The organism is Chlorogloeopsis sp. ULAP02, from assembly GCF_038404745.2.
Taxonomy (GTDB): domain Bacteria; phylum Cyanobacteriota; class Cyanobacteriia; order Cyanobacteriales; family Nostocaceae; genus Chlorogloeopsis.
Genome location: NZ_JAYKTT020000030.1, coordinates 113671 through 132229 on the forward strand (window position 1 = coordinate 113671; position 18559 = coordinate 132229).

At 40.5% G+C, this 18559-nt stretch carries 18 protein-coding genes; 7 read left to right on the forward strand and 11 right to left on the reverse strand.

Annotated elements, in window-relative coordinates:
• The first annotated feature begins 117 nt into the window (after positions 1-117).
• Entirely contained in the window at positions 118-747 is a 630-nt protein-coding gene (locus U2718_RS13685; RefSeq protein WP_342000411.1) for a Uma2 family endonuclease, read from the forward strand.
• A 40-nt stretch (positions 748-787) separates the two neighbouring features.
• Here U2718_RS13685 and U2718_RS13690 read toward each other — a convergent pair whose 3' ends face one another.
• The 8 genes from U2718_RS13690 to U2718_RS13725 form a co-directional block, all read right to left on the reverse strand.
• On the reverse strand, positions 788-1141 hold the full coding sequence (locus U2718_RS13690) for a type II toxin-antitoxin system PemK/MazF family toxin (RefSeq protein ID WP_342000413.1): 354 nt from the start codon (positions 1139-1141) through the stop codon (positions 788-790).
• Positions 1134-1460, reverse strand: coding sequence for a DUF2281 domain-containing protein (locus tag U2718_RS13695; RefSeq protein ID WP_342000415.1), 327 nt, complete (start codon positions 1458-1460; stop codon positions 1134-1136). Before U2718_RS13695 ends, U2718_RS13690 begins: the two co-directional genes overlap by 8 nt.
• Positions 1461-1475: 15 nt before the next feature.
• Entirely contained in the window at positions 1476-2849 is a 1374-nt protein-coding gene (locus tag U2718_RS13700) for a tetratricopeptide repeat protein (RefSeq protein ID WP_342000417.1), read from the reverse strand.
• Between the two features lie 96 nt (positions 2850-2945).
• Positions 2946-4178 (reverse strand): ATP-binding protein, encoded by a 1233-nt coding sequence (locus U2718_RS13705; RefSeq protein ID WP_342000419.1) that lies wholly within the window; start codon positions 4176-4178, stop codon positions 2946-2948.
• A 283-nt stretch (positions 4179-4461) separates the two neighbouring features.
• Positions 4462-4731: a hypothetical protein gene (locus U2718_RS13710; protein ID WP_342000421.1), complete on the reverse strand. Its 270-nt coding sequence runs from the start codon at positions 4729-4731 to the stop codon at positions 4462-4464.
• An 81-nt stretch (positions 4732-4812) separates the two neighbouring features.
• On the reverse strand, positions 4813-5808 hold the full coding sequence (gene cofG, locus U2718_RS13715; protein WP_342000423.1) for a 7,8-didemethyl-8-hydroxy-5-deazariboflavin synthase subunit CofG: 996 nt from the start codon (positions 5806-5808) through the stop codon (positions 4813-4815).
• Between the two features lie 41 nt (positions 5809-5849).
• Positions 5850-6257 (reverse strand): hypothetical protein, encoded by a 408-nt coding sequence (locus tag U2718_RS13720; RefSeq protein ID WP_342000425.1) that lies wholly within the window; start codon positions 6255-6257, stop codon positions 5850-5852.
• Between the two features lie 150 nt (positions 6258-6407).
• Entirely contained in the window at positions 6408-7373 is a 966-nt protein-coding gene (locus tag U2718_RS13725; RefSeq protein WP_342000427.1) for a M48 family metallopeptidase, read from the reverse strand.
• Positions 7374-7514: 141 nt separating this feature from the next.
• On the opposite strand from U2718_RS13725, the gene U2718_RS13730 reads away from it, so the two are divergent.
• The 3 genes from U2718_RS13730 to U2718_RS13740 all read left to right on the forward strand — a co-directional run bounded on the left by U2718_RS13730 (position 7515) and on the right by U2718_RS13740 (position 10714).
• Positions 7515-9062, forward strand: a complete 1548-nt coding sequence (locus U2718_RS13730) for an ATP-dependent DNA helicase (protein WP_342000428.1) — start codon at positions 7515-7517, stop codon at positions 9060-9062.
• A gap of 170 nt (positions 9063-9232) precedes the next feature.
• Positions 9233-9451 (forward strand): DUF2839 domain-containing protein, encoded by a 219-nt coding sequence (locus U2718_RS13735; protein WP_342000429.1) that lies wholly within the window; start codon positions 9233-9235, stop codon positions 9449-9451.
• A 918-nt stretch (positions 9452-10369) separates the two neighbouring features.
• Positions 10370-10714 carry a DUF1815 family protein gene (locus U2718_RS13740; protein ID WP_289789206.1) on the forward strand — a complete coding sequence of 115 codons (345 nt, stop codon included), beginning with the start codon at positions 10370-10372 and terminating at the stop codon, positions 10712-10714.
• A 280-nt stretch (positions 10715-10994) separates the two neighbouring features.
• Here U2718_RS13740 and U2718_RS13745 read toward each other — a convergent pair whose 3' ends face one another.
• Entirely contained in the window at positions 10995-13094 is a 2100-nt protein-coding gene (locus U2718_RS13745) for a CHAT domain-containing protein (protein WP_342000431.1), read from the reverse strand.
• A 114-nt stretch (positions 13095-13208) separates the two neighbouring features.
• Here U2718_RS13745 and U2718_RS13750 point away from each other — a divergent pair, with 114 nt between their 5' ends.
• On the forward strand, positions 13209-13706 hold the full coding sequence (locus U2718_RS13750; protein ID WP_342000433.1) for a thioesterase family protein: 498 nt from the start codon (positions 13209-13211) through the stop codon (positions 13704-13706).
• Positions 13707-14043: 337 nt separating this feature from the next.
• Here the strand turns inward: U2718_RS13750 and U2718_RS13755 are convergent, their stop codons facing one another.
• Positions 14044-14226: a hypothetical protein gene (locus U2718_RS13755; RefSeq protein WP_342000435.1), complete on the reverse strand. Its 183-nt coding sequence runs from the start codon at positions 14224-14226 to the stop codon at positions 14044-14046.
• A gap of 495 nt (positions 14227-14721) precedes the next feature.
• Here U2718_RS13755 and U2718_RS13760 point away from each other — a divergent pair, with 495 nt between their 5' ends.
• Positions 14722-15699 carry an META domain-containing protein gene (locus U2718_RS13760; RefSeq protein WP_342000437.1) on the forward strand — a complete coding sequence of 326 codons (978 nt, stop codon included), beginning with the start codon at positions 14722-14724 and terminating at the stop codon, positions 15697-15699.
• A 121-nt stretch (positions 15700-15820) separates the two neighbouring features.
• On the opposite strand, the gene dxr is transcribed toward U2718_RS13760, so the two are convergent.
• Positions 15821-17017 (reverse strand): 1-deoxy-D-xylulose-5-phosphate reductoisomerase, encoded by a 1197-nt coding sequence (dxr, locus tag U2718_RS13765; protein WP_342000542.1) that lies wholly within the window; start codon positions 17015-17017, stop codon positions 15821-15823.
• 147 nt (positions 17018-17164) lie between these two features.
• Here dxr and U2718_RS13770 point away from each other — a divergent pair, with 147 nt between their 5' ends.
• A complete protein-coding gene (locus U2718_RS13770; RefSeq protein ID WP_342000438.1) occupies positions 17165-18439 on the forward strand; it encodes a mannosyltransferase family protein in 1275 nt (424 codons plus the stop codon).
• Positions 18440-18559: the final 120 nt, after the last annotated feature.

The following is an 18559-nucleotide window of genomic DNA, read 5'->3' on the forward strand; positions in this document are numbered from 1 at the left end:
TTTACAATACTGTTTTTGTGTCAAAACTCTTACTAATGACGGATGCGTTATGGATAATTGCTCTCGTCATCACGATTTAACGCTATTTTGTAATCAAGCCCTGCACCCTATAGAGCAATGGTAACTACACGCACTCCTTCGGCACAAAGGGTTGTATTGAGAAACATCAGCTGGCAGACCTTTGAAACCATGCTAGCTGAAATGGGAGAGGAGCGAGCCTCTCGACTTACCTATGACCAAGGTACGTTAGAAATCATGACTCCACTCTTGCCTCACGAATATTGGAAATGTTTAATTGAGCGCTTAATTTTTGTGCTGGGGGAAGAGTTAAATTTAGAAATTTTTCCTACAGGTTCGACAACTCTAAAACGGGAAGATTTGAGGCGTAGTGCGGAACCAGATAGCAGCTACTATATCCAGAATGAAGCACAGGTGAGGAATAAGTTTGAAATTGACTTGAACAGCGATCCACCACCTGATTTAGTAGTAGAAATAGACTTAACTAGTTCATCGCTGGATAAATTTCAGATATATGCTTCTTTAGGTGTTCCTGAACTTTGGCGCTATGAAGAAGGTGTACTGAAAATATATCAACTGCAACAAGGGCAGTATGTAGAGTGCAGTAATTCGCCCACTTTTGCACAATTGCCTTTAAATGGAATTCCGCGATTTTTGGAAGAAAGTCAAAGAGTTGGGGTGATGGGGATGACGCGAAATTTTCGGAATTGGGTGAAAGAACAGATTTAAGTAATAGCAAAAATATTGACTTTTAAGCAGGTAATTGAATTTAGGGAGAATAATCAATACAGATAACTAAACCTGCGAGTAATTCTTGCATAACCTCTTCAGCTAATTTTCCCAAACGCCGGACAAATCTCTCTGTCGTGACACTACGAACTTGTAAGACATTACCTGCTGAATCTGAATCTAAACCATTCTCATCAGTTCGTGGGATAGAAATCATGAAAGGGCGATTTTGGAATTTAGTTTGCCAAGTCGCTACAGGAATAATAATCCGTAAGGGTATAGAGCTAAACAGATCGGAACTAATCACAACCCCAGGACGAGTTTTCTGAATTTCTTGTCCTCTTGTTGGATCTAGTTGCACAAGCCAAATCTCTCCTCGTTGAGGATTAACCATCTTCAGTTTCCCAGTCTTCCCCATCCAAAACAGTAAATTCTGTTAATTCAGGGTCATTTAAAAAATCTTGGGCTGTTGCATCTATATAAGGTACTAGTACTTTGTGACGTTCCTCAACAGGAAGTCTAGCAATTTCTTGGAGAGATAATTTTTTTTTCTGTTGCGTTATTGATGAAATACTAGAATCTGAGGATTCGTTGCTCACCTGCTTCGGCTTTCTTATTTTTTGCACTAAAAATTCTATAAAATCTAGGACTTCCTGTTGTTTATCATTAGGAAGTACTCGTAAATTATCTAAGACTGCTTGCTCAATATTCATTATTCGTCGTAGTAACTACTCTTGAATCAATGCCTGAAACCGCTCATCTCCTCGAATGCTATCAAAATCAGAGTTAGTTTTTGCAATCTTTCGGTATTTTTCAGGATTCATATTAATTGCACTTTGTAGATTTTCAATTGCCAATTCAATTAAGTTTTGTAAGGCAAAACAGCAAGATTTATAGTAGTAAATACCAGCACAACATTCAGGTTTAATTGCTATAGCTTTATCATAGCTAGCAATTGCTTTTTCATAATCGCCTAAGTAGTAAAATGCCTTGCCGCGATGGCCCCAAACTTCAATTTCTTTATCATTGATTTTTAGTGCTTGATCATAGCTAACAATCGCCTCTTCATAACGACCTAGTTCGCTTAACGATAGCCCCCGATGATACCAAGCCCAGTAGTCACTAGGATTGAATACAATAACTTTGTCATAATTCCTAATAGCCTCTTCATAGCGTCCTAATTTCCGTAACGCTTCACCTTTTTTGTACCAAGCCCAGTAATGATCAGGATTAAGGATAATAACTTTGTCATAACTGGCAATTGCTTCTTCATATCTTCGTAAATTAAACAGCGCATCTCCTTGGTTGTACCAAGCTTCATGGTAATCAGGCTTAATTTTAACTGCTTCATTATAGGAGGCGATCGCTTCTTCGTAATCTTGTGCAGCCAAATGCAAATTTCCCAGTTCAACTAGTAAGACTGCTTTACGGCTGCGTGTTTGATGATCTTCGACAATTAGTTCTTGAATTTCTAGTATTTTTCTAGTTCTCTCTTCTGGAGTTAGGGCAAGATATTTTTCGTAGTCTGCTTCCAGAAGGATACGCGATGACTCTTGCTTTAGAGTTTCTAAATCTATAGGAAATTCAAACACTCCAGAACGCCAGTCAAAAAAATCTGGAGCACGTTGAATAAAATACTTAATTGCAAATTGAGGCAGTAGAAAAACAAAGCAAATATTAAAGTTATCTCTAAATCTTTCCCGCTGTTGGTTGAGGTTAATTAAAACAGGCGGTACACCCTTCCAACTATAAGAATAAATATCTTTACTATTCCAATCTGCAAATCTCTTACACTCTTCGTATTCATAAAAATAATGCTCTAGACCAGTGATAAATAAAATATTGATTTGCTCTTTGTTCTCTAAATTATTAATTAGTTCGTATAAATTATTAACAGGTCTCTCTAATCGCAAAACAGCAATATTTTTATAGGGAACATCTTCCTTAACTTTGGCAATCAACTTTTCACCACCAGCCGGAGAACAGCGGACGAACAGTAAGCCAAAGCCTTCTGTCAGCTTAATGATGCGGATAAAAGCTTGATATTCTTCATCTATTTCCAGTGGTAAATCTCGATCCCAATCAGTTAGTTCCAGGTTCATAAGGGCTACATTTGTTGCATACCTTTTCTACAAATACCTGGCGACTAGAAGTCGCGGCTACACAAACAAAGCCTGCCTCCGCAGGCTAATTGTAAACTAGTCCGCGTAGGCGGACTTAGTTCTTGTAGCCCCAGACTTCCAGTCTGAGGGTGCGCCAGGTTCATGATGGGTAAAGTTGAAGGCATCCTGAAATTCTTGAATTCCTTTAATTAAGGGATGAATATCGTACCAAACTTGGCTTTCTCCTTCCGGATTTAAATAACGATATTCCAAAATACAGCGATTAAATAATAAGCCCCGATACAGTTGATCGTTTTCTTTTTGTTTAGAATAATAAACTTTTGCTAGTGCTTGCCATTCATTGGCAAAAACGGTATTTCGATAAGTATTTCGCAACTCGCTCACTGAGCGTTGCAAGGCTCTGGTAGGAATGGGTAGGGTGTCAGTGTATTTAATTGCTTCCTTCATTAATAATAATAAATTCCGCACATGACCCCCACTCATCAAACACAATCTCTCTAACGCCTCACGCGTCTCAAACATATCTACTATAGATTGATTAGAGTCTATTAAATTTAGGCGTTTTTGCAGCAGTTCTGTAAATTTATTAATTCCATGTTGGTAGAGTTGGTTCTGCGGAGTTTGCACCATAATCATTGGCAATACCTGAGCATTTCCATAGTTGTTTGCTACATCTATCGCCCGATTAGAATACAGCAAGGAAATTGGCACTGTGTAAACTAGATGGCAATCTAAAGCTTTGAGTTGTTCGCTGCGATCAAGAAAAATTTGGTCGTGATTGGTGCGCCCATCTTCCTGAGTTACAGGTACAATTCGATCCAGATTGTCAGCAATGAAAACCAGTTGAGAATATCCATTAGGCAAGTGCTTTTTGGCATCATTAATAAACTGATTTAACGCCTCAATCAAAGTGATTGTGTGGGGGTTAACTCTTTCACGAATTTTTTGGCGTTGACCGGGTTCGGTTCTCAAATTTGCTGTGATTTTGGCGAATTGGGAAATTTGCGCCTCTACGCTTAAGCCTTCTAGAGATACCTCAGTCAGTGCCAAATCTTTTAACTCTTGCCAGCGGTCTTTTAACCAGTTCAACAAACTGCTAGGAGAAGCACTATCTTTTAATGCTTCTAGTAAATGTCGGGTACAAGCTAGGAGAATATCTGTATATTGAGCATCTTCTGGTTCAATATCTTCCTCATCTGCGGCAAAATAAACAACAAAGCAGCCTTGCTCATTTAAATGTTTCTGTAGACGCAGCAGTTCTGTTGATTTTCCTGCACCGCGATGACCTGCATAAAGTTGACAAGTCATCCTGTCAGAAAACAAAATCTCTCTACCTATTTCTACCAGGATGTCACCGTCTCCCCGCACTTCCCGACAGTCAACATAAGCTGGATCTCCTGCGGGTAAGGGTCGAAATGGGTCAAAAACATTATATAAGCGTCTTAAAAGCGCAAATTATTGCGTCATAATTCAAAATTCCGCAAATATAGCGCTATAGTAACCCAGCTCCTCAACTCCAGCATCTCTGCTTATAAAGCATCTTCTAATATTAATTGACGGAGTTCAAAGACTCGCCGATGAGGTTCAAATACTAGCCGACGAGGTTCAAAGACTCGCTGATGAGTTTCAAAGACTCGCTGACGAGTGTCAAAGACTCACTGACGAGATCCAAACACTCGCTGACGAGATCCAAACACTCGCCGATGAGGTTCAAACACTCACTGATGAGTTTCAAACATTCACTGATGAGGTTCAAACACTCGCTGACGAGATCCAAACACTCGCCGATGAGGTTCAAATACTCGCTGACGAGTTTCAAACACTCGCTGACGAGTTTCAGAGACTCGCTGATGAGGTTCAAAGGTTTATAACCCTCTCCCCATCACCCTATCCCCCTATCTCCCTATTTGGTAAATGGGAAAATTGAAAGCCTAACAGCTTACTACTCCCCTCTCCTTGGTAAGGAGAGGGGCTGGGGATGAGGTTTTCGCCACCGCATCACTGCTATTTGTAACTCTTCCGACAACCAACTATCAAATTGCGGATACACTGGCAGCCTTGGCACTAACTCCCACCCCACAGGCTGTAAAATTTCTCTCAATTCCAGCTCCTGAAGATGAGGATAATCGGGATTCACTTCATCTTTTGGCCCGATTCCGCCTAAGTCTGTTGCCCCTGCTTCTACACAAGCAATTAACCAGCACTCATCTTTGACTAAGTTTGGCGGTATTTGAATAGTAATATCTGGCGGTAAAATTTGACGTGCCTTAAAAATTATTTCTGGCAGTTGATGGGGATCGAAGGGTGGCGCTTCAAATCTTTGCTGACTTCCAGGGCTATGGGGTTGGAGGATAACTTCTTGGATGTGATGGTAACGGTGATGGAGATTGGCGATCGCTACTAATGTCTCCCACCAATCAGCTTCAGTTTCTCCAATTCCCAACAATAAACCAGTTGTAAACGGGATCTGTAATTCTCCCGCCCATTCTAATTGTTGCAGCCTGAGTTCTGGTTTTTTACTCGGTGCGTATTTATGCACGGTTTTCAGTAGTTCTGGGGTTAACTGTTCTAACATCAACCCCATCGAAACGTTAACATTTTTGAGCTTTTGCATTTCCGCAAAACTCAACGGCCCCGCATTTGTATGCGGTAAAAAACCAAGTGATAGTGCTAATTGACACAGTTCGTAAATCCGCTTCAACCACGCTTGGCGCTGCGATGAATGGGGATGTACTTCACCACTAAGTATTAAAATTTCACAGATATTTTGATGTTGAAGTGGTTTCAGAATACTTTCTGCTGCTGCTATTGTCATCCAAGGACTTTGACCCGGTTCCCTGCGAAAGTTACAATAGGTACAGCGGTTAAAGCATTCGTAAGTAGGAACGATTGTGTAAGCAGGACTATAAGTAACTAGGCGGGAATGGGAATTTGGCATGGAACTAGTACTGCTAACCAACGGAAAGCGCTCAATAATAATTATTTCTGACTTGTTTGTAGCGAGTAATCAGATAAAATCTTTTTGATTTTCAAATCGCTAATTTTTGCGATCGCCTCTACTAATTCTTTCTGTTCTCCCTGCAATTCTAACTTTGCTAAAGCTTGAGCAAAATTATCACCAGTCCGTAGATTTTGATTGAGTTGATTAATTTGGGAAGAATCTAAAACTTTCATAATTTCCCTGTTTCTGCGCTGACGTACAGCCTGTAGCCGTTGGCGCATTTGGGGAGTCAGCTCCATCTGTGGGGATGAGTTGGCTATCTGGGCAACAATAACAGTTGAATTAGTATTAAATTTCGCTATTTCTGCCCAAGCAATTTCTGGCAAGAAAAAGAAATGGACAAGAATAATAGCTACAGACAGTAGTTTTGTAAGTTTGATAGCCATATTTATCTCAAGAAGAAGGCAGAGGGCAGGAGGAAGAAATAGGGACTAGGAAAGAAGCACCAGGGACAGAGGGGAAGAATTCTTCTCCTTGTCTCCGTGTTTCCTTGTCCCCCAATCCTCTTTCTTTGTTTCCTCTTCACCCGTTCCCTTTTAATCCGACCTTTGAATTTTATTAATTTCTCTTTGCAGTTCTTCAATTTTTTTCCGTAAATTTTCTACTTCTTGATTTTGATTAGTTTGTGCTGTCACATCTACTGCTCCGGATGCAGGCGATCGCTGATAATTTCCTCTCTTGATTTGTTGATATTCTTCTGATTCTGCCCACTGTTGTAGATAATGTAATCGTTCCACAGCAAAGGGATGACTGAGCATCATTCCTTGAGCACCGTTGTAAATTAAAAATTTATATATTTGATTGAGTCCATCTTCATCTAAAGTCTGATAATTTTCTGATTGACGGATAAACTCTTGTAAGCTGCATTCATTAGCATATTTTATACTGCCACCTGAAATTTTCATCATCGAGGACATGACAGTATTTAAGTCATCGATTACTAACATAGCAGCGCGATCTGCTGTTAGCTCTGCTTTACGTCGCCATTCAAAAAAAGCATAAATCAAAGCACTACTGACGAAATTACCGATCCCAAAGGTTAATTCACCTAAGGCAGAAGCAGCGCTCATCGCCCACATGGCCATTTGAATTAAAATAGTATGACCACATTTAATATGCCCCAGTTCATGGGCTAACACCGCCCTAATTTCGGCTTCGTCAAGTAAGTCTAAAATCCCTGTATTTATGACTATATAAGGATGCTCTTGCCCCAACGCATAACTATTTGCAAGGGGATTTTGCGATACAAACAGTGTTGGTTCTGGGTAAATATCCAAATCCCGCACGCATTCCCGAAACATCTGGTAAATAGTGGAATATTGACGAGGCCCGACTTGAATGGTGTTGCCCATAAGATAAACTAACTGGGGTCGTTCGTAAACAAATTCCACAAATTTACGGGCAATTAAATCAAAACCGGGGAAACTGCGTAGGGCTTGTTCGGCTTGCCGATCTAAAGGATGCCTGAAAGCTTCGCTGGAAATTCCTGTATAGGTTGGCATAATTCAGGATAATTGGTGATCGCTCATTAGTTATGGGTCATTGGTAACAACAAATTGCTAATGACTAATGACTAATGACAACATACATAATGGTAATGGGGCTGTTACAGGTAAAATCACTTTGTATGGGATGAAAAGCGTGTGATTGAGGCAGAAGTTCATTTATCATTACATAACTTCCTGCGATCGCAGGCGGGTTTCCCTTCGTGGCCCCATCATTTGACGATGGCACGGTTGGTAGCACGCGCCTTGCGCTTGGAACGTAGCGCCCTAATTCAAGTTGGCGCAGTGTGTGGCTATCAAGGACGTTATCGTACAAGCTTCGTAGCTTCGGCATTGATGTGGCCTGGCCCTGTGATTATAGTTGCCCCGGAAGACGTGCAGCAACGCCTGACAAAAGTAGAAATTCCCCGCCTTCAACAGTGGCTACAAGTCAGTAAGGCAATTAGAACAGGTGACGCTTGGCCTGGTGGTGAGTTCCAAGGACTGTTGTTGCTTTCTCCTCAAGCTTGGTTAAAAGCACAACTGGCAGAAAAAGAAGAATTTCCTAGTGGCATTCCTACAATTATTGATGGTGTAGACGATTTAGAAGATTGGGTGCGCGATCAACTCACCGTGACTTTGGAAAGCAGCGATTGGGATCAACTCATGCTGGCTTGCCCTAATCAAGCTGAGGCAATTCGTTCTGCACGGGTACAACTGACACATGAATTATTCCAACATCCTGCTAATCCCTACGAGTGTTATTTGATTTCTCAACAAGAAGTAGAAATTCTTAGCCACCTTTATTCAGTGTTGGAAATAACAGACTTACCGGATGCTTGGCAAAAGTTTTGGCAGCAATTTCAAAAAGTAAATGCAAAGCTTGCTTCTTCCTCTCCCCTGTTGTGGGCGACAATTGCTCGCCGACAAGGTTTATTTTCTTTGCATTGTGTTCCTATTGAAATCGCGGAAATACTTTCACCGATTTGGCAACGACAACCAGTAGTGTTGATTGGTAATACTTTAGAACCGGAGACAGAAGCTCCGATTTTCCGTCAGCGCTTTGGATTAGGCGAGTTGACTTGTCTAAAGTTCTCGGATAGCCAAACAGAAGCAATTCAACTGTATGTACCATACCAATTACCTTTGCCTAATACGCCGGAATTTCAAGCTGCTTTTATTCACAAAGTCCGTACCCTCGTTTGTTTAAGTGCCACATCGCCAGGCTTGACAGTTGTACTGGTGGGAGATGTGCCACTCAAAGCTCAGGTAGGGACAATTTTGGCTTCGGAGTTTGGTTCGCGGGTGCAAGTGGAAAAAACTTGTTTAGATGAAAATGGCATTTTAGTGACTGGTTGGGAATTTTGGCGAGAGCATCAAGCATATTTGCCTGCACCCCAATTGATCGTCATTGCTACCTTACCCTTGCCATCCCTAGAAAATCCTCTCGTAGCTGGTAGAGTAGCTTACTACAAGCGATCGCATCAAGACTGGTTCCGTTTATATTTGCTGCCAACAGCCCTGAACGAATTGCAACGAGCGATCGCTCCAGCTAGAGAAAACCAAGGAATTGTGGCTTTACTTGATAGCCGTGTAGTTAACCGTAGTTATGGCGCTCAAGTTTTAGCTGCCCTTAGCCCCCTAGCACGCATTAACTACCTTGATCCCAGCCTATTTTCCCAATCTAGTCAGGATAATTCTCCATAGTTAACTAGATGTTTCACTTGCCCGTCTCGGTCGGGCAGGCATCTTGTCCAACTCATGAAAAAATATAAATGTGATCGTATTAAAGCTAAATAGAGCGTCAATAATTTTAACTATGTAAGCGTTATTATCAGCCTTAGAAATGATTTGATGTTTGAATATAGGTTAAGCAAATGGGTGAAGCAAAGCGTCGTAAAACCACACTGGGAGAAAATTACGGGAAGGATCAAGATCCTCGGATTATGCCTTGGGTTCCAATTACTAAATCCCAAGCAGAACTATTTATGAAATGGACAACTCGCGGTGCCTGGATTGGTATTGGTGGTTTAGTTGTAGCTTGGGTAACAATCCGTTTTATTGGCCCTGCTTTTGGTTGGTGGCAAGTAATCTGAATTAAGAGATTTCAAGATTTTGTAAAAAAGACAGCTCGTTTACCCAAGCTGTCTTTTGCGTTTGATTTTATATCCTTGCGGAATATTTATATTAATTATCAAGCACTCAGCAATATTACTGTTATTGAATAAATTTATACTAGCAATATATCTATTTTTATTTGAATTTACTTTATTTAATAAGTAATTTACAACTCTTCTTCTTATCAAAGAATAGTATAATTAGTTACACTTTTATAATGGTTTAAACAAAAATACTGCCTAAATGGCAACACCCTTAAAGAAGGTTTAGTTATTGTCAGGGATAAGTCAAACGATTTGGGTTTTACATTTGAGATTGTAGATTAAGTAAAATCACTGTACAGCTAACCACTGTAAAATTGTTACTAGATTACTGCAAATCTCAGATTGCCAAGGTTATCTACCAAACTCTATCCAGGATACAATGGGTATCTGAACCACAAATTGAGTAATTTCTAATCGCGCAATCATATAAAGCACATATTAACTACGGATGCAAATCACTCATAAAATGAAGCGAAATAGTGTAAAACTAGACTATCATCCGAGTTTTGGCTGTAAATTGCCAATGAAGACGCGATATGTGATTTTTCTGTTGTTGACTTGTGCTAATTATGAGTTACTCTTATAGCGGGTTGTTTTATGCAACCATCTACCCTGATAGAAGTGTATAAAGATAATATTAGGCTTGGTAGTTCTGTCTAATATTTTGTTTTTGCAAATTGAATATTTTGATACGGCACCTCTAGCCGCAATAAACTACCTTAAGCTAGGTAGCTATTTATCAACTTTATCTATGCCTGGGAATTGTAATGAATAGTTTACAATACCAGTTAATGAGAAAATCTAAAGAAAATATAAAAGGGATCACGTGACCGTGGTGGTAGGAGGAAACTAGTGTTTCTAAGATTAGCGCAACAACATCGACAATTCGTCCAAGACTTAGTAATGAACCTGCAAGCCTTGGCTATTGTACTTGAGCGGCGTGGTTATCCTGCGTCTTGCTATACCTGTGGCGACCAAATGAATAGTGCTTCGTTTATGGTGAGTTTGGGAGAAAATCACCTGATTAGGTTTTTGGTTTCTGATTACGGAATTACCTGGACAGAAATGCGAGACGATCGCGAATTAATGAAATTAGAGGGTGCAGAAGCAGTAAATCAGCTACAAGAACTAGCAAATATTGTCAAGTACCCAACTCAACCTCCGCTCGCTAACAAAACCCTCGCCAAGCGCTGCTAATTAAACTGCGAACTTTGAGGATGGCGCGAAAAAGTGATAGTTGAGGTGGAAGATCGGAAATTGGAATTGTCTTTACAGTCTATAGCCGACTCCATAATTTAAGTCTGTTGACTATTTGACTGTGTAGTTCATCCTACTCTCCAATCAATAACCAGTATCCTTTATGTTGTTGAAATAGCAGTAAGGTGGCTTTCGTCAACTACTAAGATTAATTTCAGAGTATTTCTATTTTTTGTTTTGTTAAGCTTTGGCATAATCGCTATTGCTTGGCTAGGAAAAGTCACAATCCATTTCCAATTAAAATAAAGGGCGCCCAGTAGTAGGGATGGCTAAGATTAGCCTCGATTGCTGATGCTAATTTATTATTTCTACTTTGTTGAGGATTAGCAGATAGCTTTGCAGTGATCAAAGCAATTTGTGCTTGTCGTAAAGCTTCGACTTTTGTTAATTTTCCTGAAGGTAAGAGTGTATAAAATACACTCATCAAAGCTTGGGTACCACCATCATCGACAGTCCATAAGGAAGCAATTGCCGACTTCGCACCAGTTTTTTGAATCTGGTAACCAAAGCCCAAAATTTCTTCTCCGTTACCCAACTTGCCTCCTAAGCCAGTTTCGCAAGCACTTAATACTACCAAATCTACGCGGGGTAAAGACCAAGTTGCGACATCTCTAAGGGTGGCGCGATCGCCATTCCCAAATAAAATAAAGGAATCTTCTGGCTTACCAGCAATAAAAGCTGCATGAGTTGCCAGATGAACAATTGTGTAATCATCCATCTGAGGCACTGTCGTATCAAGGCTAAAGGCATCATCTAAAATTTTCTTGGTATCGGGTACCGTCGCTGCTAAACTTTCCACTTCTCTGGCAGCAAAGGGTAATCCGGAAAAGGTAAGTTGTCGGTTCGCCACTTTCACTTGGTAACTGCCTTTGGTGAATGCAGCTGCTAAAACGCGTATTGCTGTTGGCGGTGGGCTGTTAAAGTTAGTTAAACTAGCTGCGGTAATATGATTGATACTAAAGCGCTGGATGAGCCATTGCTTGCCATCATATAAAGCGGCTAAAGGGATATAGCGCAGCTGTCCATCTGGTGCGTAGACAATTGTTTTGACATTTGCCTGTTTGAAGTCGTTTTCAATTGGTTTGATCAGCCAGTCATATAGCTGACGTGCAGGTGTTTTGGCATCCAAACTGGGATTTTCTAAACCTTTACGAAAAGCTAGTATAGTCTGGTTGAGCTTGTCTTGCCCAACAGCAACGCTACGGCGGATTGGTGGGGAGTCAGGAGTTACCAATACCAGTTCCAAGCTATCTTTTAAAACTAGAGGATAAACAAGTACAGATTTTTCCGGTAATTGCGATAAATTATCCCGAACTTGATTGAGGCTCTCTAAGTCCAAATTTTGCCGCCTTGCTGTGCGATTAATTTGTTCTACTTGGGCTTTCACATCTGGACTGTTGATGAAGTTGTTAAATTCCTCTAAGATTTGCTGCTGATTTTCTACCAATTGTTGAATTTGCTGTTTTTGTTGGGGCGATCGCTGCTCTGGAGGAATTTCTCGTAGCTTTGTCAGTTCTTTGCCCAGTACGATAGCGCTATCTAGAGTTTTATCTAACTTTTGTTTTATAGGTTTTTCTGCTGCTGCCAACTCAATGCCTTTGGCAGTGCGTTGATTGCCTTGGACATTATTAAGATATTCCTCTAGTTCTTCAACTTTGATTAAATCCATGATCCGTTGCCCTTCCTCGATGCGATCGCCTTTGATTAACTTTTCACCCAAAGCGCGGTATGTCTGAGCAACTGTTAAAGTATAGGCATCTAATTTTCGTCCAGAAAAAGCTGCTGGATTGAGGCGGACTTTTTCACGATTGTTGACGCAGTGCTTGTAAAAGAAAATTGCTAATTCTGGTTGATTTTGGGTTGAGAGTAGGTACCCTAAATTACTATAAGTTTTGCCAAAAGCAATGTGAGCCAGCCCAGGAGTTTTTTCATTCAGGCTCAGTTCTTTGTTTATAACTAACGCTTGCAGATAGGATTTGAATGCTTGCGAATTCTGACCTTGTTGTTGATAGACTCTGCCAATATTGTTAAATGTTGCGGCTTCCAGAGGCAAATCGCCAATTTTTCTGCTTATAGATAAGGCAGTTTGTAATTTCTGTTGCGCCTGTTGAAATTTACTTTGTCGAGATAGGGCGATCGCCTCTTGATGCAGTCGCACTACATTTTGAACAGATATTGAATCTTTTGTATTTACCGCATTTTGGTTTTGAATATTTGTATTTTTAGCAACAGAAGGTAACGTTGAAACTACCACCTCTGCTCCTAATAAAATCAGTATGGTGGCAGTAACAATATTGCAATAAAATTTTCGAGGGTACATACAAAACCCCCTATATGGTTTGCTGACGGCTAGAGAAACTAGTTGCACAAGGCGACTATTTTTTATGCTATTTCAGTTGTGGAACATCTTTAATAGTTGCTACGAAGATTTAAGATGTCTGAAGAAAAACAAAACAATAACCAATTACCCACAAGTGCTATTGCTAATCCATCTAGTCGTACACCTGAGTACTGGTTTGAATATCCAGTCAGAGTACAACCTCACCATACCGACTATTTAGGCGTAGTTTGGCACGGCACTTATATAGCTTGGATGGAGGAAGCGCGAGTAGAATGCTTGCGCTCGATAGGTATTGAATACGCTGATTTAGTGGTTTTAGGTTGCGATCTACCTGTTGTGGAACTCTCGCTACGCTATCATCGTTCTATTCAATTAGGTATGGTGGCGGTAGTAAAAACACGCATGGCAGAAGTGACAGGCGTCCGTATCAATTGGGATTATGTGATTGAATCGCCCAATCGTCAGGAATTGTATGTTACTGGTACAGTTGCATTGGTGGCATTAGATCGTGAAAGAGGAAAAGTTATGCGTCAGTTACCTGCAAGTGTCAAGGATGCATTGGCAAAAATTTCGACATCCTTAAATAAGTAACAAAGAAATTAAGTATCAGAAAATAAGTGGTCGTGCAAAATAAAAAGGAACTCTTAACTCTTAATTTTTCATTACCATATTCTGCATGGTAATGAAAACTGGAGGCTCTGCCTCAATGAATGCTTTCCCAGGCTCCAACCTGGGAAAGAGAAAAAACAGGTGATAGGAAAATAATGTGTGTAATTAATTCTGTCTGAGTACTTAAAAAGTATATTCTGGATTTTGATTTAGAAAAACACTTTGCGGACAGACACTGAACAATAAGATCCCCGACTTTTTAGAGAAGTCGGGGATCTGTGTCTTTTAATTTTTCACACATCAAAGAGGACTACTATTATTATCGCGCTAAGGTTTGAGTCAACTTCACTATCTGATTCCAAATATCTTGAGGGCCAATGCCATAACCAACCTGTAACAAAACAATAACAGCAGCAATTATCAATGCATTTTTTACAGTTGTTTTGATGACTTTAATTAAGATTGTAAATACAATCCAAGCTATAATTAGTGCAACTAGCATAGTTATCAGTTCCTAAAGAATCGCCCTGATTTCAGAACTATTTCTGGGAAAAAGGCGAATTTATTTTTGTTAAGATTTTTTACTATTGATACTTTTTAATTAAGATATTTAAGCTCGCCGACACTAATCAATATTTTTGACTTGCAGTTACCGATTTGTAGTTAATGCAAAAAGACAATAACTTGCCACATCAACACTTTTGTTGTGATGTTTACTTATCCACTATTACTGAGAATATTGCTCTGAATATTTGGTGTAATTTTTAGCTATTAATAAATGGAAGATAGCACAATTGTATATATTTTGAGTAGATTTTTTAAGAGTTATTTTAAATAATTCTTATCATAATTTGTTTTTCTATATGTAAAAATTATAATTAGTCAGTAATAATTTTTTGTTTAAAACCCTGATTTAACCCAGAAATCACTGAAAATTTCGATCAGTGACTACTAAAATCAGCGTGTTATACCGTATAAATTTAGTGTGAGGTGTGGTGTGATTTATAGGAGTTTAGTTCTAACGCTGTTCTCTGTTTTTGCACCATTATCGGTTGTTTTCTCCGCATCAGCGCAACAGTCGCGTACTAATAACTCATGGCTTGAGCGTCCGCTAGTGAACTGGAACCGACAGGGAACTGATTTTCCACAACTGCCAAGTCCATCCAAAACGGCAGGTGAACCAGCGTCAGTCAGTCGGTGTCGAGAGCAGGTGCGTCAACCAACGAGTGCGGCAGAAAAAGCTGTCGTCAAAAAGGGCTGGACTTTATACGGTTCGGCGCATAGCTTTGGAACAACAACGGTTTTTACAGCAATGGCGGGCGTCGATGGAATGTGCCGACCTTTGGGATATCAAGCTTTTGTGTATTCTGAAGGTAGATATGCCGGAACACTTTCGCCTGTGCCAATGGACTCGCGTACAGACTCTTCGCTAACTAACATTCGCCTGCTCAATGCAAGGCGTATTGCTGGGGAGTTCGCACGCTATAGTGAGTCTGATCCGCTCTGCTGTCCGTCAAAAATAAGCACCGTGCAGTACAGTGTCAGAAATGACGAAGTTCCAGATCTTACACCTGTCAATGTGAATACCTTAGCAACGTGTCAAACGAAAGAGACAGTGGAAGGTGGCAATAATAACAATGCAACTTCGCTTTTTGGTAAGCGATGGATTTTAACCGAAATTGGAGAACAAAAATTGAGCGCTAACAAGCTCTACATCGAATTTGACAATAAGCAAAGCAGAGTCGCTGGCGACACCGGATGCAATCGCTTTTTCGGTGGATTTGAAATCAATGGTACATCGCTGAAGTTTTCACCTTTAGCCAGCACAAAGCGGGCGTGTCTGACGCCAGAGGCAAATCGCCTGGAAACAAATTTTTTGCGATCGCTACAAGAAACTACACGCTTCGATGTTCAGGGAAAAACATTACGCCTTTATGCAGGTGAACGTCAGGTGATTGTTTTTACGAGCCAGTGAAGCATGGAAATGTTTGATTGGATAGTATGTCGTGATCGCAATATGGATGCAGATTACACTACACATATCGGGAAAAAGGCAGCGTTCAGTGGAGATCTGAACGCCGATCTATTTAAGCTTTTTATCGTAAAGAAATGATCCGCGAGCGAGAACCTATATTTTCAGAGGCTAGCAAGACTTCTTGTCTAGCCCATCGATCAGCACTCAAAATGTCATCTAAAGAAGGATTGGAACGGTTATCGGACGAAAAGCGATCACACACCCATTCGATACACCGGGCAATATCTAAATAACCAATTTTTTCATCTAAAAACAAAGCTACGGCTTGTTCATTGGCAGCATTTAAGACAGCGGGCATGGAACCGCCAGATCTACCAGCTGCATAAGCCAACTGCATACAAGGATACTTTTGGTGATCTGGTTCTCGGAATGTAAGATTGGCAACTTTGACTAAATCTAGTCGTTCCCAATCAGTGTAGATGCGATCAGGCCAAGACAGAGCATACAGTAATGGTAAGCGCATATCAGGCCAGCCCAATTGAGCTAATACCGATGTATCTTGTAGTTCAATTAGGGAATGAATGATGCTCTGAGGATGAATAACAATTTCAATATTGTCGTAATCCAACCCAAACAGAAAATGAGCTTCTATTACTTCCAGTCCCTTGTTCATCAAAGTAGCAGAGTCTACAGTAATTTTCCGTCCCATCGACCAATTTGGATGTTTGAGAGCGTCGGCTACAGTTACCTCTGCTAGTTTTTCTGTTGCCCAATCCCGGAAAGCACCTCCTGAGGCAGTGAGTAAAATTTTTCGCAATCCACCATTTGGTACGCCTTGCAAACACTGGAAAATCGCAGAATGTTCGGAGTCAGCTGGTAGCAACTTTATTCCATGCTTCTCTATCAAGGGTAGAACAACAGGGCCTCCAGCAATTAGAGTTTCTTTATTAGCTAGGGCAATATCTTTACCGGCTTCGATAGCAGCGATCGTGGGTAATAAACCTGCGCAGCCAACAATACCCGTAACTACAGTTTGAGCATCACCGTACCGAGCAACTTCTATGACTCCTGCTTCGCCAGCGAGTAATATAGGTTGGGGATCGACGTCGGCAATCAATTCGCGCAGTACTGGCAATTTCTCTTCTAAGCAAATTGCTGCTATAGTCGGTCGAAATTGCCGAATTTGCGAAGCCAACAATTCTACATTGTTTCCAGTCGCTAATCCCACTATCCGGAACTGATCTGGGTACTGAGCAACTATATCTAAAGTTTGAGTACCGATTGATCCAGTAGAACCAAGAAGAGTAATCGCTTTCACATTCACAATTATTTAAGGATTGACAGACAACTCCACTATAAATTGCTTAGGACTCCCAAATAACAGCAATTCAATTACATTCTTATAAGTGATTATCTACGCAATTATCAATCTAACAACAACTAATCTTTCTCAAACCACCAGTTTATGGTTCCAAAACAGTTAGTTTTCAAAAAAGATTTGTTGAAAGAGGATTCAGTATTTCCAGGCGTAATGTGGCTTGCCAGCAGAATGGTAATTTGGAGTGCCATGTTATTGATTGCTACTCTTTTGGCTGCACCACCAGGAGGCAAGGCTGCTACATTTGGCTGGGAAGTATTTGATGCTTGGGATAGCATACACTACCGCAGTATTGCTACTTCTGGGTATGAATACATCGCTGACGGCAAAGGACATAATATTGCTTTTTTTCCTCTGTTTCCCTTAATTGTTAGGGGTGTTATGAGCCTTGGCTTCCCGTTTGAGGTGGCAGGAATACTGGTAAATAACATAGCATTTCTTGCAGCTCTTTATTGCGTATATTTTTGGGTAAAAGAATCTTACAGCATACAATCTGCACGTTGGGTAACAGCAGTTTTAGCTTGGTGTCCACCATCATTATTTACAGCTGTTATTTATACCGAGGGTCTGTACCTGCTTTTGAGTACAATGGCTTTGCGTACATTTGAAGAACATCAGTATAGCTGGGCTGCCCTTTGTGGTGCGATGGCAACAGCAACACGCCCAACAGGAATAGTACTGATTCCAACGTTTTTGATTACTGCCTGGAAAGAGAGGCGATCGCCTATTGCCTATTCGTCTGCTTTAGCGACTTCAACGGGGCTGCTGCTATTTAGCGTATATTGCGCCCTAGAATTTGACGATCCTTTCGCATTTATTCATGCACAACGGGGATGGCGAGAAACTTTGGGATTTGATTGGCTGGGTTGGTTGAAAATGCTCATGCAAATTACAGTTGGCACAACCAATTGGAATTACGGTTATCTTAAAAATCCTCTGCATCCTTTATTATTTGCCATTATTGTCGCCTTGGGGTATTTGCTATGGCTCTACCGTCAACGATTGGGTGCTGTGAAAGTAGATTATGGCTTTGCAATTTTATTTTTATTTTTATGGATACTGGCGGGCGATCCTTTAATTAATACTGTTTCGGTTTTAGGTGGTGCTTACTTGTTATGGCACTTACGCAAACAATTGAGTTTGGTAACAGTGATTTATGGTTTTTGCGGCTTGGGGTTAATTCTTGCTTCTGGTGGAACTTGGTCACTAAATCGTATTGCCTACGGAATTGTATCATTGAGCATCGCTTTAGGTATATTGTTATCTCGCCAGCCTCGTTGGGGATATTTAACTATGTTCTTCTTCGCAATTTTACTTGCCAGTTTTTCTGTCAGATTTGCTCAAGAACTCTGGGTAGGGTAGGCAAGTTAAAACTAGGGAACAGGAAACAGTATAGAGAATGTGTAAGTAATTTTCTTTACTCATATCTTTGGATCTGTACTCTTGTTAGCCAAGAAATTTATTTCTTGGCTAAAAGCTAAA